Source organism: Actinomycetota bacterium, from assembly GCA_019347675.1.
Lineage (GTDB): Bacteria > Actinomycetota > Nitriliruptoria > Nitriliruptorales > JAHWKO01 > JAHWKW01.
Map to the genome: position 1 here is coordinate 38,632 of JAHWKW010000016.1, position 24,817 is coordinate 63,448.

17 protein-coding genes are annotated in these 24,817 nt (G+C 69.5%); 7 read left to right on the forward strand and 10 right to left on the reverse strand.

The genetic code is table 11. The features are described 5' to 3' along the window. The first annotated feature begins 65 nt into the window (after window positions 1–65). Window positions 66–4,472, forward strand: a complete 4,407-nt coding sequence (locus tag KY462_11970) for a choice-of-anchor D domain-containing protein (GenBank protein MBW3578433.1) — start codon at window positions 66–68, stop codon at window positions 4,470–4,472. Window positions 4,473–4,492: 20 nt separating this feature from the next. On the opposite strand, the gene KY462_11975 is transcribed toward KY462_11970, so the two are convergent. Next, a complete protein-coding gene (locus KY462_11975; GenBank protein MBW3578434.1) occupies window positions 4,493–5,647 on the reverse strand; it encodes a glycosyltransferase in 1,155 nt (384 codons plus the stop codon). Window positions 5,648–6,174: 527 nt separating this feature from the next. Between KY462_11975 and KY462_11980 the strand changes: the two genes are divergently transcribed. After that, window positions 6,175–7,602, forward strand: a complete 1,428-nt coding sequence (locus KY462_11980; GenBank protein MBW3578435.1) for an oligosaccharide flippase family protein — start codon at window positions 6,175–6,177, stop codon at window positions 7,600–7,602. Here the strand turns inward: KY462_11980 and KY462_11985 are convergent. After that, window positions 7,599–9,788, reverse strand: a complete 2,190-nt coding sequence (locus KY462_11985) for a cell wall-binding repeat-containing protein (protein ID MBW3578436.1) — start codon at window positions 9,786–9,788, stop codon at window positions 7,599–7,601. The genes KY462_11980 and KY462_11985 overlap by 4 nt on opposite strands. Before the next feature lie 322 nt (window positions 9,789–10,110). Between KY462_11985 and KY462_11990 the strand changes: the two genes are divergently transcribed. After that, the gene (locus KY462_11990) at window positions 10,111–10,947 is read left to right on the forward strand and encodes a formyl transferase (GenBank protein MBW3578437.1); all 837 of its coding nucleotides are present in this window, start codon (window positions 10,111–10,113) and stop codon (window positions 10,945–10,947) included. A gap of 3 nt (window positions 10,948–10,950) precedes the next feature. Here the strand turns inward: KY462_11990 and asnB are convergent, their stop codons facing one another. Continuing rightward, entirely contained in the window at window positions 10,951–12,900 is a 1,950-nt protein-coding gene (asnB, locus tag KY462_11995; GenBank protein MBW3578438.1) for an asparagine synthase (glutamine-hydrolyzing), read from the reverse strand. A gap of 173 nt (window positions 12,901–13,073) precedes the next feature. Here asnB and KY462_12000 point away from each other — a divergent pair, with 173 nt between their 5' ends. Then, the gene (locus KY462_12000) at window positions 13,074–13,889 is read left to right on the forward strand and encodes a polysaccharide deacetylase family protein (protein MBW3578439.1); all 816 of its coding nucleotides are present in this window, start codon (window positions 13,074–13,076) and stop codon (window positions 13,887–13,889) included. A gap of 151 nt (window positions 13,890–14,040) precedes the next feature. Beyond that, window positions 14,041–15,225 carry a glycosyltransferase family 1 protein gene (locus KY462_12005; protein MBW3578440.1) on the forward strand — a complete coding sequence of 395 codons (1,185 nt, stop codon included), beginning with the start codon at window positions 14,041–14,043 and terminating at the stop codon, window positions 15,223–15,225. Window positions 15,226–15,340: 115 nt separating this feature from the next. Here KY462_12005 and KY462_12010 read toward each other — a convergent pair whose 3' ends face one another. Continuing rightward, a complete protein-coding gene (locus KY462_12010) occupies window positions 15,341–16,300 on the reverse strand; it encodes a sulfotransferase domain-containing protein (GenBank protein ID MBW3578441.1) in 960 nt (319 codons plus the stop codon). Window positions 16,301–16,488: 188 nt separating this feature from the next. On the opposite strand from KY462_12010, the gene KY462_12015 reads away from it, so the two are divergent. Then, window positions 16,489–17,577 carry a glycosyltransferase gene (locus KY462_12015; protein MBW3578442.1) on the forward strand — a complete coding sequence of 363 codons (1,089 nt, stop codon included), beginning with the start codon at window positions 16,489–16,491 and terminating at the stop codon, window positions 17,575–17,577. On the opposite strand, the gene KY462_12020 is transcribed toward KY462_12015, so the two are convergent. Beyond that, window positions 17,546–18,595, reverse strand: a complete 1,050-nt coding sequence (locus KY462_12020; GenBank protein ID MBW3578443.1) for an O-antigen ligase family protein — start codon at window positions 18,593–18,595, stop codon at window positions 17,546–17,548. The two genes, KY462_12015 and KY462_12020, sit on opposite strands and share 32 nt — an antisense overlap. Window positions 18,596–19,260: 665 nt before the next feature. Between KY462_12020 and KY462_12025 the strand changes: the two genes are divergently transcribed. Then, the gene (locus tag KY462_12025; protein ID MBW3578444.1) at window positions 19,261–19,857 is read left to right on the forward strand and encodes a sugar transferase; all 597 of its coding nucleotides are present in this window, start codon (window positions 19,261–19,263) and stop codon (window positions 19,855–19,857) included. A gap of 14 nt (window positions 19,858–19,871) precedes the next feature. On the opposite strand, the gene KY462_12030 is transcribed toward KY462_12025, so the two are convergent. The 5 genes from KY462_12030 to KY462_12050 form a co-directional block, all read right to left on the reverse strand. After that, window positions 19,872–20,561, reverse strand: a complete 690-nt coding sequence (locus KY462_12030) for a formyl transferase (protein ID MBW3578445.1) — start codon at window positions 20,559–20,561, stop codon at window positions 19,872–19,874. 199 nt (window positions 20,562–20,760) lie between these two features. Further along, window positions 20,761–22,056, reverse strand: coding sequence for a hypothetical protein (locus KY462_12035; protein MBW3578446.1), 1,296 nt, complete (start codon window positions 22,054–22,056; stop codon window positions 20,761–20,763). Between the two features lie 47 nt (window positions 22,057–22,103). Beyond that, window positions 22,104–23,753, reverse strand: coding sequence for a hypothetical protein (locus KY462_12040; GenBank protein MBW3578447.1), 1,650 nt, complete (start codon window positions 23,751–23,753; stop codon window positions 22,104–22,106). 90 nt (window positions 23,754–23,843) lie between these two features. Continuing rightward, complete coding sequence (locus KY462_12045; protein ID MBW3578448.1) at window positions 23,844–24,122, reverse strand: HPr-rel-A system PqqD family peptide chaperone; 279 nt, start codon at window positions 24,120–24,122, stop codon at window positions 23,844–23,846. After that, window positions 24,119–24,811 (reverse strand): response regulator transcription factor, encoded by a 693-nt coding sequence (locus tag KY462_12050; protein MBW3578449.1) that lies wholly within the window; start codon window positions 24,809–24,811, stop codon window positions 24,119–24,121. Before KY462_12050 ends, KY462_12045 begins: the two co-directional genes overlap by 4 nt. Between the last annotated feature and the right edge of the window lie 6 nt (window positions 24,812–24,817).

The window sequence follows — 24,817 nt, forward strand, 5'->3', positions numbered from 1 at the left end:
CTGCAACCTCTTCGCGACGATGCGTCGCAGTACCATGGAGACCGCCGTGAGCGGATGGGCCGGGGATGGGTCGGCGAGCGGACCGGTTAGGGGCCCATGCGCTGACGCTCGCGGTCGTCGCGTCGCTGGCGACCGCCACCGGGTCGGGCTCCGCGAGGGCGGATACGGTCAGCTACCGGGTGAACGCGGGTGGTCCCGTGCTGTCGACCGAGCCGGCGTGGGAGGCCGACACGGCCGCCTCCCCCTCCCCGTACGTGAACGCCGCGGAGACGGGCAACCGGACCTTCTCGACGACGACGGCGATCGACCTGTCGCACCCGTCGGTGCCGCCGGGAACGCCGCAGGCGCTGTTCCAGGCCGAACGGTGGGATCCGGTCGAGGCTCCCGAGATGCAGTGGGACTTCCCGGTGGTGGCCGGCAGCTACGAGGTCCGCCTGTACTTCGCCGAGATCTACTCGGGCGCGCAGGCCGTGGGCGCGCGGGTGTTCGACGTGACCGTCGAGGGCACCGTGGTGCTGGACGACTACGACGTGTTCGCCGATGTAGGCGGCTACGCCGCGGTGGTGAAGTCGTTCGTCGTGTCGGCGGACAGCAACCTGGACGTCGATCTGGGCCACGTGGTCGAGAACCCCGCCATCAAGGGCATCGAGATCCTGCCGGCCGAGCGCCCGAACGAGCTGGGGGCGTCCCCGGCCAGCGTGGAGGTCGGACAGGTCCCGGTCGGTGCGTCGGCATCCGCGGACGTGACGCTGACCAACCTCGGGACGTCCGGCGACCCCGAGATCGTCGTGGACGCCACGGACATCACCGGCACCCACGCCGCGGACTTCGTCGACGACTTCGACGACAGCGGCCAGGTCACGCTCGCCCCCGGGGCCTCCACCACCCTGACCGTGACCTTCACGCCCACCGACGTGGGCGACCGCTCGGCCACCCTGGAGGTGCACCACTCGGGCCTGAACACGCCGCTCGCCGTGCCCTTGACGGGTGAGGGCACCGGTGCCGGGACGTGGGAGGCGCGCGCCCCCAGCGGGCTGGCGCGCCAGGAGGTCTCCTACGTGCAGGTGGGCGGCCGGTTCTACCTGGCCGGGGGTGGCACCGCCCACCAGGCCTACGACCCCGCCACCGATTCGTGGTCGGACCTCGCGCCGCTCCCCGCCGACATCGACCACATCCAAGGCGTCACGGTCGCAGGTCTCGTCTACTACGTGGGCGGTCTCGCCGGCTGGCCCGGACCCCACGTGAACACCGTCCACGTCTACGACCCGGCGACCGACTCGTTCAGCCAGGCCACTCCGATGCCCGAGGGACGCGGACGTGGCGCCGGCGGCGTCGCCGTCCACGACGGGAAGATCTACTACGCGGGCGGTCTGCACGACGGCGTCGCCGTCCCGTGGTTCGACGTCTACGACCCGGCCGCCGGCACCTGGACGGCCCTGCCCGACATGCCCCGGGCGCGCGACCACTTCCACGCCGCGGTGATGAACGGGACTTTCTACGCGATCGGTGGTCGCGACACCGCCATCGACGCCACCACGGCCGCCAACGACGCGTACGCGATCGCTACCAGAAACTGGTCGACCGACCTCGCGCCTCTGCCCACCGCCCGTGGCGGGTTCGGCGCCGCCGTCCTCGGCACCGAGATCCTCGTCATCGGCGGGGAGGGCGGAGGCCGGACCCACGACACGGTGGAGGCCTACGACACCGGCACGGACTCGTGGCGGACGCTGCCTCCGATGCCCACCCCCCGCCACGGGATCCAGGCCGCGGAGTGCAACGGCGCGATCTACGTCGCCGCAGGCGGGACCGTCCAGGGCGGCAGCGGCCCGAGCGACGTCCACGAGATGTTCCTCCCATCCGGCGCCACCCCGTGCGCCACCGCGACCGTCGGCTTCGGCAAGAGCCTCCTCGCGGGCGCGACCTCCCCCAGACCCACGTCGCTGCAGTTCGGACCGGACGGGCGGCTGTACGTGGCGCACTTCAACGGCACGATCGCGGCGCACACGGTCGTCCGCAACGGCCCCAACGACTACGCGGCGACCGCCACCGAGACGATCGGGCTTGTCAACGACATCCCCAACCACGACGACGACGGCACGCCCAACACCAGCATCACCAAACGGCTCATCACCGGGATGCTCGTCACGGGGAGCGCCGCGAACCCGGTGATCCACGTGGCTTCCAGCGATCCGAGGATCGGCGGTGGCGGGTCCACCGACAACGACCTCAACCTCGACACGAACTCCAGTATGATCTCCCGCCTGACGTGGGACGGGACGGCCTGGAACCGGCTCGACCTGGTGCGCGGGTTGCCCCGGTCCGAAGAGAACCACGCCACCAACGGGATGGTCCTCGACCCGGCCACCAACACCCTGTTCGTGGCGCAGGGCGGGAACACCAACCAGGGCGCGCCGTCCAACAACTTCGCCTACCTCCCAGAGTTCGCCCTGTCGGCCGCCATCCTGTCCGTCGACCTCGACGCGGTCGGGAACACCACGTACGACCTGCCCACGCTGGACGACGAGGACCGACTCGGCGATCCCGACATCAACGATCCCTTCGGCGGCAACGACGGCAAGAACCAAGCGAAGCTCGTCGCCTCCGGCCCCGTACAGGTCTTCGCCCCGGGTTTCCGCAACCCGTACGACCTGGTGATCACCACGCAAGGTCTGATGTACACGGTCGACAACGGAGCCAACGGGGGGTGGGGCGATATCCCCGTCAACGAAGGCCCCGGGGGCACCTGCACCAACGACGTGAACGAGCCGGGCACGACCGACCCGGACAGCCTCCACCTGATCACCGGCTCGGGCTACTACGGCGGGCACCCCAACCCGACGCGTGGCAACACCGCCAACACCTTCAACGCCTCCAACCCACAGTCGCCCGTCGCCGCCGACAACGCGATCGAATGCGACTACCGCGCACCAGGCGGCACGGACAGCACTGCCCTGACGACGTTCGACTCGTCGACGAACGGGATCAGCGAGTACACGGCGAGCAACTTCGGCGGCGCGATGGCCGGCGACCTGCTCGCAGCGGGATGGAACGCCAACGCCATCTACCGGATCGTCCTGGACAACACCGGCACGGTGGTCGAGTCCAACGACACCCTGTTCAGCAGCGTGGGCTCGAAACCGCTCGACGTCATCGCGCTCGGTGACAGCGGACCGTTCCCGGGCACGATCTGGGCCACCGACTTCGGTGCCGATGCCATCGTCGCGTTCGAGCCCGACGACTTCGACGGCGGTGGGTCGACCTGCACGGGGGCCGATGACCCGACGGTCGACGAGGACGGCGACGGCTACGACAACGCCGACGAGATCGACAACGGGACCGATCCGTGCTCCGCGGCGGACGTGCCCCCGGACTGGGACGGCGACCTCACCTCCGACCTCAACGACCCGGACGACGACGACGACGGCCAACCCGACACGAGCGACCCGTTCGCCCTGGATCCGGACAACGGCATAACAACCAACCTGCCGGTCAGCTACACATGGGAGAACGACGCCCCCGACCCGGGCGGGATCCTCAACCTCGGGTTCACCGGGCTGATGACCAACGGCACCTCCGACTACACGTCGCTCTACGACGAAACGAAGATGACGGCCGGAGGCGCCGCCGGGGTACTCACCGTCGATGAGGTCTCCGAGGGCGACGCGCTCGGAAGTGCGAACACTCAGCACTACGCCTTCCAGTTCGGGGTCGACCCCCTCGGATCGGGCCCCTTCACGGTGCGCACGCGGATCCTCGCTCCCTTCGCGGGCATGGTCCCCGAGGACTTCCAGTCGATGGGCCTGGTCGCCGGGAGCGGGGGCCAGGACGACTACGTCAAGATCGTGACATCGGCCAACGGCGGCTCGGGTGGTGTGGAGTTCCTCAAGGAGGTCGCTGGCACGGTCACGACCCGGCCCGCGGCCGAGGTGACCTTGCCCGGTCCCGACGCCGTGGACCTGTACCTGCGGATCGATCCCGACGCCGGAACCGTGCAGCCCAGCTACGCCGTCACGATCGACGGTGCGACCGGGCCCCGGACGGAGCTCGGAGGACCAGAAGCGGTGCCCGCCGGATGGTTCGACGGGACGTCGGCCCTGGCCATCGGCATCATCTCGACCTCCGCCGGTCCGAGCCCCGAGTTCGCGGCCACCTGGGATCTGGTCGAAGCCATCCCCGATCCCCCCACCCTCACCGTCACGTCCATCTCGCCGGACACCGTCCCGGCCGGCTGGACGGGTGAGGTGACGATCTCGGGGACCGGTTTCGAGCCGGGCGCGACCGTGCACTTCGAGAACGGCTCGGGACCGACACCACAGGCCACCGACGTCGCGGTCGTCAACGGCGGCACGATCACCGCCACCGTCGTCATCAAATCCGGGGGACCACGTCGCGACCGGCTCTGGGACGTGGTGGTCACCGCCCCCGACGGCGCCACGGCGCGTCTGGTCGATGGCTTCACGGTGCTGAGCTGAACCCGCAGCCCTAGGACCCGTCAGGTGCGGCAGGATCGCCGTCCGCGTCGTCTGGCGAGAACGCGCTCGTAGATGCGCTCCGTCTCCGCCACGGTCCGACGGATGTCGAACCGTCCGGCCGCCTCTCTCGCTGTGCCCGACATCCGCGCACGGAGTTCAGGATCGCGCACCAGGCGCTCGATCCGATCGGCCAGGAGATCCGGCCGGTGCGGAGGAACGACGAACCCCACCTCCCCCTCAGTGACGGCGGAAGGGATACCGCCCACGTCCGTCGCGACCGTGGGCACTCCCACGGCCAACGCCTCCATCACCGCCAGGGGGAAGCCCTCCTGGTACGAGGACAGTGCGAAGACGTCGCATGCGGCGGTCACCGAGACCGCATCGTCGCGGTAGCCGAGGAAGCGGAAGCGGTCGCCGAGACCGAGTCGCGCGTGCCGCGCCCGCAGCCGTTGCTCCTCGGGGCCATAACCGATCGCCAGGAACCGCACCTGCGGGTTGCGCTGGAGCACCTGTGCGGCTGCCTCCAGCAGAGTCGGGTAGTCCTTCTCGGGCTTCAGGTTCGCGACCGTCGCGACCACCACCTCCTCGTCGGACAGACCGAGTTGCGCCCGCCGCGCATCCCTTTGAGCGCGCAGGTGCTTCATCTCGTACAGGGGGATGCCCTGGACGACCACCTCCAGCTGGGAGGCGAACCGTTCCGGGAAGGAGCCTCGCACACCTTCCGACACTGCCACGTGGGCGTCCTCCAGTCGGAAGGTGAGAGCGTTCAGGAACCGGGTCGCAGCCCGGTAGTTGTCCCAGACGCTGTGCTCGGTCGTGACCAGAGCGGGTCGTGCACCTCGCAAGGCGGTCCGGAGAGCCAGACGGGCGCCTCCGGCGACGAGCGGCGAGTGCGCGTGCACGACGTCGTAGTCGCGGGTACGGACGAGGTCGACCAGCCGGGGCATCCACCGCAGGTCGAGGCTGTGCCGGGCGCCGAGATCGTGGACCGGGACACCGGCTTCCTCGAGATCAGACCGCAGGGTATGGAGCCGGCTCATCGTGTGGGCCGCCTCGTAGCGGAAGGACTCATCCAGATCCCCGTGCGAGGCCATCGACACCAGCAGCGTCTCCGCGCCACCGACCTCCAAACCCTTTATCAACCACAGGATTCGGCGACCGCCCTTCCTACCCACGGGTTCCCCTCCCAGTGGGTACGGCCCCCCGTCGGTATGGCATCCGGTCCTCGAAGGGCCCATCGGCCGTCGCAGCCACCCACGGTGCGTCCAGGGCTACAATCGGCGCATCTGACGGTTGCGACGGGACTTGGCTTCGGCTGCGGCCGCTGGAGGTCCCGGAACGCCGACGGGTTGCGTGTTCCCCTACCAGTTCCTGCTCAGCTTGTCGAAGCCCGGACGAGGGAACCATTATTGCACTTGCGGATAGAACCGACGTGTCATTTCCATGGCACAGTGAAGGGGTCGGCTACCTTCTCGGCCCTCTGCCGCTGCACGCATGCGGGGAGCCGGTCGGCGGGCCAGTTCTTCCCGTGCAGCGACGTCCATACCATCCCTAGCATCTAGATGCGCTGCCACCCCGGTCGGCGTATGGACGAGCGGCGCACCGTCCCATCATTGACGCGGGCTGCGCCGGGCGCGCGCTCGCGCGGCGCAACCCGCCCTCGGTGAACTCGATCCGGCGTCTGCTCGACCGTTCGCCCCAGATGGCGCGTCACGCGTCGCTCTACCTGGTGGCACGAGTGGTGTCCGGGGCGCTGAACTTCGCCGCGCTGGCGGCCTACACCCGTCTCCTCGATCCTTCGGCGTTCGGTCGGTACGCCCTGGTGGTGGCGGGCGCGGCGATCGGATACGTGACGCTCTTCCAGTGGCTGGTGTTGAGCGTGGCGAGGTTCCGACAAGCCTTCCTCGACGACACGGAATCGCTGACCAGTGCCGTGCTGGCGGGGTTCGCCGGCGTGCTCGGCTGCTCGGCCGTCGGCCTGATCTTCGTGCTGCTGAGTGGCACCGTGCCCGGCGACCTGCGGGGCCTGGTCATCCTCGGCGCCTGCATCCTGTGGGCCCAAGGCTGGTATGAACTCAACCTGGAGTTCGCACGGAGCGAGTTGGAGCCCAGGCGCTACCTGTGGCGGTCGGTCGTCCGGTCGATCGCGGGGGTCACGGTCGGCATCACGCTCGCGGCAGCCGGCTACGGAGCGACTGGGGTGCTCCTCGGGCACCTCCTGGGTTACGCGGCCGGCTCAGTACCTGGCTGGAGCCGGTGGGCGACCGGCTTCGTCCGGCCACCGCGCAACGTGCTCCGGCAGTTGCTGACGTACGGCCTCCCCTTCGTAGCGACCTTCGCGCTCAACTACGTCGTGAACGGTTCGGACCGTCTGCTGATCGGCGCACTGATCAACAGCGGTCAGGTCGGCCTCTACGCGGCCGGGTACGACATCGCGAACAACGCGCTCGGGGTGGTGATGAGCGTCGTGAACCTCGCCGGCTACCCGCTGGTCGTCCGGGCGTTCGAACGCGGCGGATCCGAACTGGCCGAGCCGGTCATCGAGCGCAACGTCGTGTCGCTGCTGGCCCTGGCTCTGCCTGCCGCGACCGGCCTCGCCGTTCTGGCACCGGACATCGCGGCGGTGTTCCTAGGTGAGCGGTTCCAGGCCGCGGCGGCGCAGGTCATACCCTGGGTGGCCTTCGGGGGGTTCTTCCTGTGGATGAAGGCCTTCTACGCCGACCTCCCCTTCCACCTGCGACGCGCCACGGTCCAGCAGGCAGGCGTCTCTCTGGTCGCCGCGACAACCAACGTGGCGCTCAACCTGTGGTGGATCCCGACCTTAGGAATGCTCGGCGCCGCCTACGCGACCTTCGTGAGCTACGTGGTGGCGTTCGTGACCAGCCTGCTGGTGGGCCGTCGCCTGTACGCCCTGGCCTTCCCGGTCGGCGCGGCCGCTCGGATCGTGGCGGCGTCGGGCCTGATGGCCCTGGCCGTGGTCATCCTGCCTGTCGAAGGTGCGCTCGGGTTGGCGGTCAGGGTCGTCATCGGCGCGGCGCTGTACCTGGTGCTGATCGCGGCGCTCGACGTCTACGGTCTGCGGCGCTGGTTGGTCGCCGGGATCCAGCGCCAGGACGCGACCCGCTCCTAGTCCCGGCAGCCCGTCCCGGTGGTCTCGTTGCCGGAGCGCCTGTGCAGGTTGTCAGCGAAATAGTCGGACGATGTCCCGGTCCGGTCGACGCCGTCCGCGAACCACCGGTAGGCCGTGCAGGCGTCCACGGCGACGTTCTCGGTCAGCCACGCATGCCCGCCGACGTCGAAGAAGTGCGCGAGCGCGTTGCACGACCAGTGCGCCTTGACGCGCACCCGGTTGCGACGCACCTCGACGTCGTCAACGTCGACGAACGTGAACGCCGACGAGGTGCCACGTGTCGAGCACGTGCCGACCGGGAAACCGTCGGCGAGGTTGTCGACCACGCTCCAGCTGCTCCGCCGGCCGTACCTGGCCGGGTCGCCCCCGTCGACGTGAACGACGGCCCAACTCGGTGTCGCCGAGCGGATGCGGTTGTGGTGGATGTACACGTTGCTCACCAGACCGGCGCCTTCCGCCCCGAAGGCGAGCAGGTGCACGTCGGCGTCCCCGTTGCGGATCTCGACGCCGTGGACCTGTTGCACGTCGCCACCCGGCTCGAAGTCGATGTAGTCGTAACCACCCTTTAGAACCGTGAGAGCGTCGATCAATAGGCCACGCACGTGAATAGGGGCGGCGCCGTGCCGGTGCGGATGGTCCGCGTGCGCGCGGACCAGGCGGATGTCCGTCGATCCGTCGTCACTGTTGCCGTAGACGCCCATGGCGTGCAGGTGGTCGCCGCCCACGTCCTTGGAGGACGTGTCGAAGATGGAGATGTGGTGCGAGCCGCGGAGATCGAAGGCGTGTTCGGCTTCGAACCGCCGGTCGAAGTAGGCGTAGCCCGGGTCCCCGAAGTTGTTGTGACGGCGCGTGATCCCGTCGTAGTGGGGGTTGCCGGGGTGGAAGGGCCCTTCGACACGCAGATTGCGCAGCGTGATGTTCGACGAGTCGGTGAGCCGCCAGTGGCGCCGTGCGGACTGGCCAGTGTGCCCAACGTGCCCGGCGGTGATGCCGTCCAGGTCGGAGTAGATGGTGGCTTGGTCCTCAGGGGACGGTCCGCGGATCTCCAGCCAGCTACGTCCGGTGACCTCCAGGGTGCCGTCCACCCGGTAGCGCGCATCGGCCCGTCCGACGGGCAGGCATACGACGGTCGGGTCCTCCGCGGTGCCGTCCGGTGCCGCGTCGATCTGAGCCTGGATGGTCGGCGTCTGATCGACGCCGTCGGTGCGGGCCTCGATGACCGTGTCGCACGGGCTGTCGGCGAGGTTGGGGGTGTCCGGCGGGTGGACGCCTAGGTGCCACGCGATCCGGTCCGCGGTCGAGGGGGAGACCGCCGCGGTTCCACCGACGACGACGTTGCAGTCCAGTCGGTCCCGGCTGCCATCGACCAGTGAGGCCATCTCCTGCGGCAATCGGGCATCGGCAGGCGGGACGAGCGCCAGTACCGCGTCGGTGCGGGCAGCTAATCCGGCTGCGGTGAGCGCATCGGGGAAGGTCGAGCCGGTCGCGAACACCACGCCTCGCTGCCGCCCCTCGAAGGCCTCGACAGCACGGTGGGCCACGGACGCCGACGTGGAGTACCGGTCGGCGCCCGCCAGCCGCTCAACCGTGTAGCCGGCATCGCGCAGTTCGTCATCCACCGAGCTGCGGACAGTCGCGTGACCGCCGATCACGTACACCGTCTTGGCTCCGAGGTCGCGCAGGGCGTCCCTGGTCGCGTCATGGAGCCGGTCGGCCGGCGTCAGCAACGTCGGCACGCGCCAGGGCGCCGCAGCGAGAGCTCCGGCGGCTACGGCATCGGGGAACCGCTCACCGCTGACTAGCGCCACGACGCCGCGGGTACCCGTCTCGCGGGCGGTCGCTGCCGCTGTGGCGTACCGATCGGAGCCGGCGATCCGGACAGTCCGGGGGCGGCCAGCCGTCGCTTCGACCTGCTGTTGCACCGCCTCGGACAGCGCCGCGTGGCCGCCGACGATCCACACCTTAGAGGGGTCCAGCCGTTGGATTTCATGCGCGACCTCAGGCACCAGCCGGTCCCTGGGGGTGATCAGGATCGGGGCGTCGCGCTCGGCGGCCAGCACGGTCGCGGTCAGGGCATCGGGGTAGTCATCGGCTGATGCCAGGACCAACTCGTCCGCGGAAGACCAGGCGTACCTGGCGACCGTGGTGGCCGTGGTGGTCCGGGAGGCGTCGCTGACACGGCTCAAGCGACGTGCGGCGCATCCTGCCGGATCGGACCCTGCCTGCGGCGACGCTGTCGAGGCAGCCGCCCACGCCCCGACGTGCTCGGGCGCTGAGCCGGGATACAGGAGCGACGCCAGTAGCACGCCGACGACGACGATTCTGGACATGGTCGCCCCCCGCATCGGTGGCATGCAGCGCCACTGACGTGTTCGACGTGCTCGATGCCCCACTTGAACGTAACACCCTCGGGCCGACCGGCGCCTGAGCGCGGTTCCGCAGAGCAAGGCTGTACCCTCCTCGCGCCTCGGTGCTACGGCCGATCCGGACGGAGGGATAGTCAGGCCCGTGTATGACGCCAAGCCCGGCCAGAGTCGGCCGATCGTCATCGCTGCTCGACGGGGGGAGCTGTCGTACCTCCTGATCAACCACCTCGCGGAGCGGTACGACGTCGAACACGTCGTCTTCGAGGCCTCCCGGCCGACCCGGCTTCTGCGCTACCGACTGCAGAGGTTGGGCCCCGCGACCGTCGCAGGCCAGTTGCTCATGCACGTCTGGGACCGTGCGGTCGTCCGGACGCGCTCGCAGGCGCACAACCGTGACTTGTTGAGGGGCTACGACATCCGCCGACCCGACGGGCGCCTGCCGACCACTGACGTGCGATCCGTCAACGGGCCAGCGTTCGCGGATCTGATCGAGGAGATTCGCCCATGGGTGGTCGTGGTCTCGGGCACGGGGATCATCGCGCCGCGGGTCCTGAGCCTGGGCCCCATCTTCCTGAACATCCACTGCGGCATCACGCCGGACTACCGGGGGGTCCACGGGGGCTTCTGGGCGATCGCCGCAGGCCGTCCCGATCTGGTCGGGACCACGGTTCACGTCATCGACCCGGGGGTCGACACCGGTCCGATCGTGGCGCAACGAATCGTGGACGTCGACCCGTGGTGTGACACGATGCGCACGTTGACGACCAAGCAGTACCTGGCTGGGCTCGAACCGATGGCCGTCGCCGTCGCCGACGCCCTGGCCGGACGGTTGCGCACAAAGCCCGACGCCCCTCATCCGGGTCGCCAGTGGTTCTCACCGACGCTCACGGATCACCGGCGGTTCCGCAAGTGCCTGACGGCGATGCGCACCGATGGCGGTGGCCGGCCGGTCTGGAGAGATCCGGAACCTCGCAGGTGAGGGTCAGACCGTGGCACGATGGCGATCCTGCCAGGCTAGGAAAACGAGCACCGTCCACAGGGGGTAATCCCAGTTACGGCCGCCGCTCAGGTGCTCACGCCAGCGCGCGCGGACAGGCTCCGGCTCGATGATTCCGTCCTCCACCAGCCGTCCGCTCAGCAGCTCCTCGCCCCACGCCCGCAACGGTCCGCGCAGCCACGCGGCGATGGGCGGGTCGAAACCGACCTTGGGCCGGTCGACCATCTCCCGTGGGACGTAGCGGTCCAGTACCTGGCGCAAGATCCACTTGCCCTGCCGTCCACGGATTCGGTGCTCCAGCGGGAGCCGCCAGGCGAACTCGACCAGACGTGGATCCAGGAGCGGCACGCGCACCTCAAGACCGACCCCCATGCTCGCACGGTCCACCTTGGTGAGCATGCAGTCGGGAAGGGTCACCAGCGAGTCTGCAAGCATCATCCGTTCGACCACGGTCGGCAGGTAGGCCCATCCGTCGCCGTGCGTCACGACCGTGGTGACCTCGCATGCCTGTGGGAGTAGCGCGGTCGGATTCTCCCACTGTGAAACCAGCGCCTGGCGCAGCTGGAGTTCGTCGTCCGCGTCCAGGACGCGAGCGAACTTCTGGATCTTGTCGGCCAGGTTGCGCGGCGCACGGGCGCGGTGTCCGGTCGGGCCGTCCAGCAGCCTGGACACCGTGGCGTGGGCTGGGGAGAGCAGCGCATGGGCGGCCACCTGCCGAACAGGGCGGGGTAGGCGCCGAGAACGTGCCCACAGAGACGGACCCAACGTGTAGCGGTTATAGCCTCCGAGGACCTCGTCGCCGCCGTCGCCGGAGAGACAGACGGTCACGTGGCGTCCGGCGTGGCTGGTCATGGCCGCCGTTGGCAACGCCGACGGGTCGGCGAAGGGCTCGTCGTAGAGGTCGGGCAGGCGGTGGACGACGTCGAGCGCCGATCGCGGGGGAAGCGGGATCTCCGTGTGGTCCGTGGCCAAGTGCGACGCAACCTGGGCTGCATGCGTGGCCTCGTCGTGCGAACCCTCCGGGAAGGAGATCGTGAACGTCCGCACCGGGGAGGGCGATTCGACCGCCATGGCCGCTACCACCGCCGATGAGTCCAGTCCGCCGGACAGGAACGCACCGAGCGGCACGTCCGCTGCCAACCGCAGACGGACCGCATCGCGCAGCAGGTCGTCGAACCGCTCGATCGCAGCCTGAGCGTCGCCGGTGAAGGGATCCGACACCGCCCGTTCGACGGTCTCCTCGAGCGACCAGTAAGCAACCGGATCGGGACGTAGCGCCCCTGAGTCCAGAGTCAGGTGGCAGGCGGGCGGTAGCTTCGCGACGTCGCGGTACACGCTGAGCGGCGACGGGACGTAGGACAATCGCAGGTAGCTTGCCAGCGCGTCCAGATCGAGCCGCCCATCAAAGGTGGGGTGAGCCCGCAGCGCGGTCGGCTGCGACGCGAACAAGAAGGTGGCGCCGAACCAGCCGTAGTAGAGGGGCTTCTCGCCGAAGCGGTCGCGCGCCAGATGCAGGCGACGGTGCTGCCGATCCCAAAGCGCCAAGGCGAACATCCCGTTGAACCGCTCGAGGACGGCCGGGAACCCCCACTGCGAGACGGAGGTGAGCAACACCTCCGTGTCGCCGTGGCCGTGGAACGACCAGCCAAGTGCCCGCAGCTCGCTGCGGAGCTCACGGAAGTTGTACAGCTCACCGTTGAAGCTGACGACGTACCGACCGCAGGTGGAGCACATGGGTTGCGCCCCGGTGGACGTGCGGTCAAGCACCGCCAGGCGCCGGTGACCGAGGGCAACACCGCTCGACGCGTCCACCCAGCTACCGGCACCGTCCGGCCCTCGGTGGCCGAGCGCGGCCGCCATCGCCTCGGCCTCGGCGATGAGAGCGCTGGCGGAGGTGGTGGCTCGCGTGTCGAGCACACCCGCTATGCCACACATCTGCGTGGACTGCTCCGCAACTCGGCCCGACGTGCCGACCTAGCGAGTCTACAGGCGGCAGCGACCTCCCCCGCCTGTCGACGATGCTGGATCGGAAACCTGCCGGCCAGGCCGCTTCCCCGGTCGTATCCATGAACCGGTAGGCTCGCCGCCTCGCAGACCGGGATGGGCAGATGCGGGCACGCCGTGCCATCAAGACCGGCCTGTCGGCGCTGGCCGGGGACGGATCCGCGTCCGGCGTGACCATCCTCATCTACCACCGCGTCGGCGGAGGCAGCGCCGACGAACGGGATGTGTCCGTCGAGGCGTTCAAGCAGCAGATGGAACTGCTGGCACTCCACCACGACGTGGTCACGCTCGACCGCGCCCTCGACGCCCTCGAGGAGGGCGACGACGCCCCGCGTGTCGTGCTCACCTTCGACGACGGCTTCGCCGACGTCCACCACAACGCCTTCCCGCGCCTCGCTGAGCGCGGGCTGCCCTTCACTCTCTACGTGGCGAGCCGTTTCGTCGGGGGGATGATGCACTGGAACGGTTCGACGGCCAGCGCACCCGGCCCTGGTCTGAGCTGGGGACAGCTCGCCCGGATCGCCGAATCCGGGTTGTGCACGATCGCCAATCACACGCACGGTCATGTCCGTCCGCGAGAGCTCGGCGTGGCGGAGATCGATCGCTGCAGCGACGTCTTGGAGGAGCGGTTGGGCATGCGCCCCCACCACTTCGCTTACCCGTGGGGTTTCCGGGTCCCGGCCGTCGAGCCGGCCCTGAGGCAGCGGTTCAGGTCGGCAGTGACCGGCGAACTCGGACGCAACCTGCCCGGCGTTGACCCGATGTGCCTGCGGCGCGTCCCCGTCCGGCAGAGCGACCCGCTGACGTTCTTCTCCGCGAAGCTCAGCGGCCAGTTGTGGCCTGAGCGTGCCTACGCATCGATGGTGACGGTCGCCAAGCACGTCCGTCCCGGCATGCGTCGGCGTCCGGCAGGTCGGTAAGCGTCATCGCCGCTGTGGCGACGGTCGTAACGGCTGCACGGGTGATGGCTCCCAACGGGAGACGGCCGGTGGCGCAGCGGCCCGGATCCGAAACTCCTCGTGCGGGGGGCGCTCGCTGTTGCTTCGGCCCCGAGCGCTGGACTGCACGCCCGTGACGCGGACGGTCGTCTATCTGGAGCTCCTCGACCCTCTCCTCGACGCGGACGGCGGCGCCGCACGCGTCCGGTACCGTCTGCGCCGCGACTTCCCGTGGGTGGTCGAGGACGGTTGGAAGCTCGAACGTTGGGGGCTGTGGTGGTCCGACCACCCGCCCGGGGGCGCCGAACGACGCCGTGGTCTGCGCCTGCCACGCTGGTTCCGGCCGCACCACCTGCTGATCCCTCTGGCGTGGCTCGTCCACTTCGTGCTGGCGGTGCGACGTCCGCACACCGGTGTGGTCGTGGCCTACAGCCCGTCGACAGCCGTCGGTGTCGCCGCCGCGCGTGTCGTTGGCCGCAGTTGCGGCCCGGTGGTCGTCCGTGTGATCGACCACCTGGCCAGCAAGGCAGGGGCGGTCGACGGCGCGCGCTTGCGGGCCGCCGTGCTGCGCTGGGTCGACCGGTTCGTGCTCCGCCGTGCCGATGTTGTCGTGCCCATGGGCCGGTTCACCAATGAACTGGTCCGCGAGGCTGGCGTCGACGACGACCGCGTGGTTGAGCTCACCCACCCCACCCGGTGGTTCGGAACGGAGCCCGCGACCGCCTCCGTCGGGCGTCACCGTCGACGGCTGGTCTGCGCCGGTCGGCTGGTCCCCGAGAAGGGCTTCGACGTCGCCCTGCGTGCCTTCGCCGAGGTCGCCCCTGAGTTCAGGCACGTGCAGCTGGACATCGCCGGTGCCGGACCCGAACGCGACCGGCTGCGGAGTCTGACCGACCGGCTGGGGCTGTCCGACAGGGTCGTGTTCCACGGCTGGCTACCGGCCGGAACCATGCCGACGTTGTTCTCGGGTGCGGTGGCGGCCGTCCTGCCCTCCCGCGTCGAAGAAGGCCTCGGCATGGTCCTGGTCGAGGCGGGTACGGCCGGGTGCGCACTCATTGGCAGCGATCTGGGAGGCATCCCCGAGCTGGTCGAGCCGGGCGTGACGGGGTTGCTGGTGCCACCGGACGACCCCGAGGCGCTGGCGGACGCGTTCCGCCGTGTGCTCTCCGACCCAGAGGAGGCGCGCCGCTTCGGGGTAGGTGCTCGGGACCGGGCGCTCGCCTACATCGAGCGGCGAGAGCCCGCCCTGCGCATCCTCCGACAGCGTTGGGATGACCTGCTGGCCGAAGGAGACAGTGGCCGGGCGGGACGGACGTGAGGCGCTCCTCGCCCAGCCCCGTGGCCGAGCCCTAGCCGCGTGATCACGGCCGGGCGCGGCGTGCCAGGCGTTGCCCTTGCGCGCCGTCCGAGACCACCGACGAACTGGTCGTTGCCTAACGAGCGTGTTCGGGACGGCACTGACCACGACGCCAGACGTCCAGCGGACGTCCGAGGAGACGTTCTAGCTGCGCGGTGTGGGGTTCGAGACGTTCCTGGAGAGCTCCCGCCAGGATGGGGTCGAGAGGTGGGTATTCGGACGGGCGGCGGTTGGCGCGGACGAGACCTGCCGCCAGCCGCCGCGTGCGCTCCTCGCCGACCGTCCGCCCGACCGCCCGGCGCACACCAGGGGGGATGCGCTCCATCAGACGCAGTCCGCGCTCGAGGGTGCGCGAGACCGGTTGCGAGGCGGTGTTGTCGCGCGGCAGCTCGGTCAGGTCACGCGGGGCCACGTCCAGGAACCGCCACAGCTGGGCAAGCTCACGCCGGGGATGGTTGATGAGTTCCTCCTGGACGAGGATCAGTAGCCGCTGCCGACCGAACGCATCCATCCAGTGGCGCAGGAAGTCCGTGTACCGACCCGCAGTGAGGTAGGCGCGCCGCAGTTCGTCCGTAGGGATCTCCGACCACAGCGAGACCGTGCCAGGGTCCACGGTGTCGGCCGCGACAGCCTCCTGGAAGCTGCGCGTCTCCTGTCCGGTCGCAACCTGGTCCCAGTACATCGAGTACGCGCGAGACACCGGATCACGCAGCACGGCGACGAGACGCAGTGAGGGGCGCGTGAGATCCGCCGCCACCCGACGGGCCGCGGCGGCACTGTACAGGTACCACGGAGTGGCCTCGCCACGGAAAGCGGCATCCGTTGCCGCTCCGAAGAACTCGGAGACGTACCAGTCGAGCCCCTTGGCGTAGTGACGCGCCGAGCAGAAGAACGTGGGTTCCTTCACCCGGGTCATGTAGATGTCGGGATGGTCGGACAGCACCCGGTACAGCGTCGTGGTGCCGGACTTCGGCGCGCCGATGACCAACAGGTTCGGTAGCCCTGCCCGGGCCTGGTCCCCGATGTCATGGGTCACGACGCAACCCCTCGCCGAACGCTCCCTCGAGGATGGTAAGGCAGCCCCCACGGGTACGGTTGGCACCCCGGTGACGGAGGAGTGGCGTGCGCAGTGCCGGTCCTGCGACGGATGCCCGCCCACTGATGGGGACGTCCGGGGGCAGGCCGTCCGGCGCGCTCCGGATCGGGCACCTCACCACGGTCGACATGAGCCTCGCTCTGCTGCTTGGCACCGAGCTCCAGGTAGACCTCGCGGCCGGACACACGGTGTTCGGGATCTCCAGCCCGGGACCGTTCGTGCCAGAGGTCGAGGCGCTCGGCGTGCAGCACGTCCCGCTCCCGGCGTTCACACGGGCGTGGGATCCGCGACGCGATCTGGCCGCTGCCCGGCAGCTGGTCCTCGCCCTGCGGACGCTCCACCTCGACGTCCTACATACCCACACCCCCAAGGCCGGGGTCCTGGGGCGGGTGCTTGGCCGGGTGTGCGGCGTGCCGGTGATCGTCAACACCGTACACGGACTGTGGGCTGCCCCCGACGATCCGCTGCCGAAGCGCGCGATCGTCGTCGCGGCGGAGGCGTTCGCCGCCCAGTTCTCCGACGCCGAGCTGTACCAGAACGCCGAGGACCGCCGACGGCTGTGCTGGGCGGTCCCGCCGCGCCGCAGCCTGACGGTCGGTAACGGAGTTGACCTTGAGCGGTTCCAACCCGATCCCGACGCCCGGCGGGCGATCCGCGCCGAGATGGGAGTCCCCGACGGCGGCCTCGTTGTCGGCGGCGTCGGCCGACGGGTCGCCGAGAAGGGCATCAACGAGTTCGCGGCGATGGCACGCTCGCTCGCTGAACGCGCGGTGTTCGTCTGGGTGGGGCCCCCGGACGAGGCGAAGCCCGACCACCTGGACGAGGAACTCCCCGGCGTGTGCTTCCTGGGTCTACGCCGCGATGTGGAGGCGATCTACGCGGCGCTCGACGTGTTCGTGTTGCCCTCCTACCGGGAGGGCCTCTCACGGTCGGCCATGGAGGCCGCCGCCAGTGGCTGTGCGCTCGTCCTGAGCGACATCCGAGGCTGCCGGGAGATCGGGGAGGACGGCCGCCACCTCCTGCTGGTCCCCCCCGGAGACGCAGCGTCGCTCGCCCGGGCGGTGGCGCGGTTGCTCGACGACCACTCGCTGCGTGAACGCCTGGGGCGCAACGCTCGTCGACGTGCGCGGCGCCGATTCGATCAGCATCGCGTGGCCAGGACCTCCCTGGCCGTGTACCGCGAGGTCATGCTGCGGAAAGCCGCGTCTCGGCGATGACCTCGCGCGTCGGTGGTCCACCCAGCCGGCCCGCCCCGGTGGCCAGAAGCGCCGCCAACACCAGCACGACGGCCGGGGCATGAAGGACGTAGTCGATGCTCGCCTGCACGCCGAGCGCCGCCAGACCGGCCCCCGCCAACGCCGCGGCCGGATCGTGGGCGCTCACCGCCAACCGGACGAAGCCCCAACCCATCAGCGCGAGCAGTAGAAGGAGTCCTACGACACCGAGCTCCGCTGCGGCCTGCAGGTACTCGTTGTGGACGGCCACCGCATCGACATTGCCCCGTGCGCTCGGTGCCAGGTCGCGGAAACGCCCGGCCCCCACGCCCGTAACCGGATGCTCCGCCGCGAGATCCAGCGCCTCGGACCAGTACGAGAGACGTTCGGGGCTGAGCGCCCGGACCACCACGCGCTCCCGGGAGCCGTCATCCGCGGGCTCGAAACGATCGGCGATCCACCACGTGGAGGCCACCGCCGTCAGCAGCACCGCGCCGCCCAGGGCCAGCAGGATGCGCGCGGACCGAGGGTCACGGACGCGGAACGCGATCGCCGGCAGCGCCAGCAGCACGATCGCCGCGACGGAGCCGCTGGCGAGGACCGCTACCACCACCGCCACGACGGCGACGGTGGCCAGGTCTCGGCCGGTGCGGGACTGCGCCGTGCGGGTCAACACGAGCCCGGACACCGCGGCGAGCAGGTACAGGGCCGCCGACGCGTTCGCGTAGCTCAGGGCCCCGAACGCTTCACCAGTGCGCGGGGTCCCGGCGGCCGCCACCGGCCACATCGACAGCAGGGCGACGGCGACGAGGATGGCCACCGGTGGCGCGCACACACTCGCCTGGCGGACCGTCCGGACTATGAAGTACGTGGCCACAACAGCGCCCCCGAACTGGATCAGCGCCGATGGATCCCCCCCGGCCGCATGCGTGACCCTGTGCCCCCACCACATGGTCACGACGACGAGTCCCATGCCCGCCAGATCCATCATGACGTCGTCCAGGATCGCTCGCGGGATCATCTCCGGACGCCTCATGGCAGCGGATGCTACGCCCGAGGGTCGCCTTGTCGGTGAGATCATCAACGGGTGGATGTCCTGGGCACACGGCAGGCCCCCGGAACGGCCACCGACCGGGTCGACGCCGTGGTCCCGGCTATTAGAGATCCCGGGAACGCGCCCACATCGGGGACGTCGTCGCGGGCCTGGATCGGCGCCTGGGCGACCGTGCACCCAGTACCCGGGCCGGCCAGAGCTTGTTCGGCGGAAGCGCGCGGGGAACCAGGCGGATGGCCGCGGTGAGAGGGGTACCGGTTACCTTTGCCGGCCTGCCGGACATGCGCCTGTCGAGCCTGCCGCGAGCTGATGTCGTCGCCACCGTCGATATGCTGTGCTAGTGGTTCGAGTGGAACGCGTTGGCTGGACTCGATCGGTCGACGCTGCAGAGGGAACTGACCGCACATGGATGGACCTCAGCCTCTCTCTACGGAGGCACCGCCGGTTGGATCTCAGCCCATCTGTCGGCCGCCGCCCCCCAAGGTCAGGCGTTGGTGCATTCCTCCAGAACGGCGGACGCCAGCTCCGCAGGCCTCGTCGTGGTGGCGCGGCGTTTTTCGAGGGGTCGAGCTGGGAAGCAGGCGGCCCCCGGACCCCGTGGGACAGTGACCCGGGGCCGAGCCGTGGGAACGATCGAGCCGAAACCCGTGCAGAGAGCGATCAAGCGTGCCCTCGACATCGTCGTCGCGGCTGCGGGACTGGTCGTCATCTCGCCGTTGTTGGCCGTGGTCGCTCTCGCGATCCTCGTGACGATGGGGCAGCCCGTTCTCTTCCGGCAGCAGCGTCCCGGGCTGCATGAGGAGCCCTTCACGGTCTACAAGTTCCGGACGATGCGTCGCGGCCAGGGTGACGATGCCGAGCGACTGACCCGGTTGGGACGTTGCTTGCGTGCGACCTCCGTCGACGAACTACCCCAACTTTGGAACGTCTTGCGGGGCGATATGAGTTTGGTGGGCCCCCGACCGCTCCTGGTCGAGTACCTCGACCGGTACGACTCTGAGCAGCGACGCCGGCATGACATGAAGCCAGGTATCACCGGCCTGAGCCAGGTGGCCGGCCGCAACGAGGTCCCGTGGACGCGACAGTTTGAGCTCGACGTCCGCTACGTGGACCGGTGGTGTTTGAGGCTCGACCTCGTGATCCTGACTCGCACCGTGGCGATGGTCCTCACTCGACGTGGTATCGCACAGCCCGGCCGAGCTACCCGGGACAGGTTCGGGCCTAGCTGAACCAGCGACCGCGCCTACGCATCGCACTGAGGCTCGGGGTGGAGTTCGACGCTTACCCGAACGGTCTGTCCGTCCCTTTGGAAGTAGCAAGCCTCGCTCGGATCGCTCGTGGTGAGAGCACGGAGACGATTGATCAGGTCGGCGACCGTCGTGGTTTCGCCCAGATCGAGGAAGCGAACGCCACGTTCCGCGAGGTCGCCCTTCGCATGGAAGGAACCTTCGTCGACCCGGTTCGGGATGGTGGCGTAGTCGCCGGTTCTCACACGGGGCCACACGTCCTCGAACAACGATCGCTCGGCTCTCAGGATCCGGCCGTAGAGGGTGTCAGCCGTGTCGTGGGCGAGGACGGGCACCCGCCTGCGGGCGATGATCGGACCCGCATCGACCTCTTCGACCATCCGGTGCAGGGTGGCACCCGCGAGAGTCTTATCGAGGATCGCCCAGCTCGGGGTGTGCCACCCGCGGTTGTGGGGCAGGTATGCGGGATGGAGGTTGATCCAGCCGCGCCCAGGGACGCGGAGGATGTCGGGGGGCACGATGTAGGGGAAGTGCACTGACAGCGCAAGGTCGAGATCGAGACTGCCAAGGCTGTGTCGGTGTTCCGGTCGGCGGAACTCGTCACCGCGGAGGACGGGGCCATCAGCCACCTCCCGGTACAGACGTACCAGTTCCTCTGCGTGGGAGGCACCCTGTCCAGCGCTCACGCACAGTGCAGCCGGCAGGTCCCCTCGCCCGACGAGGTACGTGAGGATCTCGACCGCGATACCCCGGTCGCCTGCGAAGAGGAAGACGGGACGATCGACTCGGGGTTCTCGACGGCTCATGACGGCGCCCGTCCACAGACGTGGACCGTGACCGCGGAACCATCCCGCCACATCGGCGCCGTCTGGTGGATACCCACTTTCACGAACGGATCACGCGGCGATCACGGGCGGACAGGATGAGGACGAACAGGAACGGGAGCATCATCGTCCGCTGTCGCACAAGGATGCCGAAGTTGCCGATGTAGGAGAAGCCGACGACGAACAGCGCGACGAACACGGCCGCGAAAGCCACGTAGGGCCGTCCCCAGATCGCGGCCAGGAACCTGGACGGTCGACGCAGTGGCTGGAAGAGCAGGCCCATCAGTACCACCCCTTCCCCAGCGGCAAGGAGCATCATCGGGTTGTCGGCCTCGGTGGGGAACGGTCGGAAGAGCACCGACGCGGTACCGGCCGGGAGGTCTCGCGGGGACGCGATCCCCACCGGCTCGAACTGCGAGCCCCCAATGCCCGACATATCGCTCGTCCGTTCCAGCACGGCGATCACCTGTTCTGTCTCGAGCGGGTCGAAGTTCAGGAAATCGGCCGTCATCTTGACGGTGGCGACCACCGCGAAGGTGACGAGGATCGCGATGACGATGGCGTGGAGAGGACGGCGTACGCCCCGGTGGCCGATGCGGTGGCGCAGCACGCCGATCCCGACTGCGAAGGTAAACATGGCGGCCACGTGCGGACGGACGAGAGCCATGCCCAGCGAACCCAGCGCGACGAGGAGGTACCCGCTAGGCCGTCGTATGAGTATCCGTGCCACGCCGTACGCCCCGATCCCCAGGAACAGCGCGAACCACGCCTCCTTGCCGATCGGGGAGGTCCAGAACACCAAGCTCGGGAAGAACAGCACCAGCAGGCCGTAGGGCCGCGCGTTAGCGTCGGGCTCCGCGAGACGGTACGCGCGGTACATGAGCCAGTGGCCACAGATCCCCGCGAGCGCGAACACCAGGAAACCGGTCACCGTCGATTCGCCGAGCAGCGCAAACAGTGCCGCGGTCGCCACGATGATGGTCCCGGTCCCGCGCAGGGTGAAGCCGCCTAGATCCTGGCGCGTGATGTCCAGCACCAGCCCCTGTCCCAGGCGGTCGGCCAGGGCCCCGCCGAGGCGGGAGTAACCGAAAGCGTCCGCGACCCCGTCGTAGATCGCCGAGAACACCCACAGGTACGCGATCGAGCTCACCAGACGCACGACGACCGCCGTCGGCAGGACCCAGTCGCCGAGCAGGCCGTCGCGGCGACCGGCGCGCACCGCCCAGATGGTGGCGCCGGCGAGCAGGAACGGTCCGGTGACGACGGCGCCGGCGATGTCGTAGGGCACGTTGTCCAGGCTCCACGTGACCGTCATCACCCAGGCGGCGACGAACGCCAGACCGGCCACGGTGATCACGCCAGGCCTCAACGCGTCCACAATCGGCAGGTGGGACCGGACCCGGTTCACCTCTTGCGGAAGCCACGGCTGCCGAACGACGCCGTCGAGGGGGGACCGGCCACGGTGGGGACCGCCCCTCTCCGGAGCGCTCCGGAGGCCCTGCGCCGGTAGACGTCCAGAGCGGTGGACGCGCCCGCCCGGCGTGGGAGGTGCCTCCTGAACCGCAGCAGGAGGACTCCCGCCGACGACTCGCCGACCTGGTCGAGGTAATCACGGGCGCGTTCCGCAGCGTCCCTGCGACTGCAGACGGCCCGTGCCACGAGCAGCACCCCGTCCACGCCGTGCAGCAGGGCTGCGGCGTCCCCGCTGCCGAAGATGGGACCGGCGTCGACGAGCACCAGGTCGAACCCCGACAGGCGCTCGCCGTGGATCGCCTCCAGGTCGGGCCGGGAACTCAGCTTGTCGGCGCTCACGTATACCCCGGGCAGTGCCGTATCGAGCAACCCCGCCCTGCCGGTCGCCGTCGTCGACAACGCGGCCGATGCCTCCGCCCAATGGTCGCCGGTGGCCGTGACCACGACCCGGTACCCGGTGGCGGCCATCGCTCCGGCCAGGTGCGCCAGAGCCGTCGTACGTCCTTCGGCGGAACCCGCGGACGTGACAAGCACGACCTTCGGGGACGTACTGCCGTTGCGGCGGCCCGATCCCGTCGCGGTCGGAGACTCTGGGTACCCCGCATGAGCGTCGGAGATCCGGTGCAGGACCGCCATCCCGAGACGGGTGAATGCTTGCATCGCCTCGTCGTCCACCGGGACGTCCAGGATCGCCGCCGGCTCCGCGGGCCCGGTGGGCAGGTCGATCTCCGCCAGAACCGGAACGGCGTAGACGGCCTCAAGCTGATCGCGGGTGTGTAGACGCCGGTCGCTGCGGTCGACCACGAATGCAAGCCCGAGTCCGAGCAGCACGCCCAGCGTGCCGCCGCCCAGTGCACGCGGCAGGCGCTTGGTCGGCGGCGGGGCGAACACGGAGGTGGATGTGGGGATGGCGATCACCTCGCCCAGTCGGGTCACCCCCGGATCGGATGGTGGCTGCGAGACCAGCTCCTCCATGGTCTGGAGGTTCTTCCCGTAGGTGGTGACCAGCGCGTCGCGTTCCGCCCGCACGAGCAGCCACTCGATGGAGTCCGTGGGAAGTCCCTGCAGCTCGGCGTTCAGCTCCCGCACGCGTCCCTGCTGCTGGGCCACGAGGCGGCGGACGCGCTCCAGGGCATCATCGCGGAGTGACGCGTTCCGCTCGGCCGCGAACCGCATCAGCTCGTCGGCGTAGGCGTCCACCAACGTCGTGACCTTCTCCTGATCGGTCCCCAAGCTGGAGATCGTGATCATCGCGAGTCCCGAGTCGACCTCCACCTGCACCCGGGCAGCGAGCACGTCGGGGGTCACCTCCAGATCGAGACGCTCGATGACCGCGGCCGGGACGTCGCCCATCTCCGCCAATCTGGCCAGCAGCGGCAGGCTCACCTCGGAGGATGAGGTGGGGGAATCCGTGCTCCGGACCAGCATCTGGCTGGCCGTGTACTCGGTCACGCGGCGGGGAGGACCGACCTCAGCGGGCGCCGGCGCGGTGAACCAGGCCGTTCCCGCGGCGACGAGCACCGACGCGACCACGACCGGCCAGCGACGGCGGAGGATCCTCAGAGCCTCAGCCAGCTCCATGCGACCCCCCGAGCATCGGCGTCAGGCCCACCCGCCAGGCTCTCCCGCGCGGAAGCGGTCCGGTAGGGACACCTGTCCGAGCGTGCGCCCTCACGGGACCCACTCGATCAGACCCGCTCGTTGGAACTCGCCCAGCACGCGTTCGAGGTCCTGGCTGACCACCTCTGGCTGCATGTTGCACAGCTCGCAGATCGCGTCCAGCATCTCCGCGGGGTAGGTCTCGCCGTCGCACAGGTCCCAGATCGCCAGGGCCGTGTCGTTCAGCAGATGGACCTTGCCGGTATCGGGGTCGAACAGGGTGTTCTCGCCTCTGGCCAGGTTCACCCAGACGTCGGGCTTGCGAGCGGGACGGGCCAGGGTGAGCTTCATAGTTCGACTCCTGCCAGATGGTCGAGGAGGCCGTGCTGCAGCACGAACGACGCGGCCTCGAAGCGCGAGTTCATCTCGAGCTTGCCGAGCAGGTTGTTAACGTGGGTGCGGGCAGTCTCCGGGCTGATCACCAGCTCCTGGGCGATGTCGTTGTTGGTCACTCCGCGGGCGAGCAGCCGGAGCACCTCCCGCTCGCGCGGGGTCAGCCCCGACAGACGCAGCAGGGCGTCGTCACGTTCGCGACGGCGGTGGATGAGATTGGACAGCAGGCCGCCCAGCATACGGGGTGGGACGATCACCTCACCGCGGTGCACGGCCCGGGCGGAATCGATGAAGGTGGCAAGCGGGCAGTCCTTCGTGAGGAAACCGCTCACGCCGACTTCCAGTGCCGCGAGCAGCAAAGTGGACTCCTCCGCGTCCGCCAGCAACAGGACCCGGCACTCCGGCACGGTCTCGCGGATGCGTCGGGTCACCTCCACGCCGCCGGGGGCGGGCAGGTCCGCACCGACGAAGGCGACGTCCGGACGGACCAGCGCCGCCATGCTCACGGCGTCATCGCCGCCGGCGGCTTCCGCGACGACACGGAGGTCGCCCTGGTTGTCGAGGACCGTGCGCAGCGCCTCGCGGAACAACGACCGGTTGTCGGTGAGCAGGACCCTGATCTGCCCGTTGGGTGCACGATCGCGCACGGCATC

Coding starts and splice junctions, on each gene's coding strand:
- KY462_11970 (MBW3578433.1), top strand. CDS start 66: ATGGGTCGGCGAGCGGACCGGTTAGGGGCCCATGCGCTGACGCTCGCG.
- KY462_11980 (MBW3578435.1), top strand. CDS start 6,175: ATGGCGCGTCACGCGTCGCTCTACCTGGTGGCACGAGTGGTGTCCGGG.
- asnB (MBW3578438.1), bottom strand. CDS start 12,900: ATGTGTGGCATAGCGGGTGTGCTCGACACGCGAGCCACCACCTCCGCC.
- KY462_12000 (MBW3578439.1), top strand. CDS start 13,074: ATGCGGGCACGCCGTGCCATCAAGACCGGCCTGTCGGCGCTGGCCGGG.
- KY462_12015 (MBW3578442.1), top strand. CDS start 16,489: ATGAGCCTCGCTCTGCTGCTTGGCACCGAGCTCCAGGTAGACCTCGCG.
- KY462_12020 (MBW3578443.1), bottom strand. CDS start 18,595: ATGATCCCGCGAGCGATCCTGGACGACGTCATGATGGATCTGGCGGGC.
- KY462_12040 (MBW3578447.1), bottom strand. CDS start 23,753: ATGGAGCTGGCTGAGGCTCTGAGGATCCTCCGCCGTCGCTGGCCGGTC.
- KY462_12045 (MBW3578448.1), bottom strand. CDS start 24,122: ATGAAGCTCACCCTGGCCCGTCCCGCTCGCAAGCCCGACGTCTGGGTG.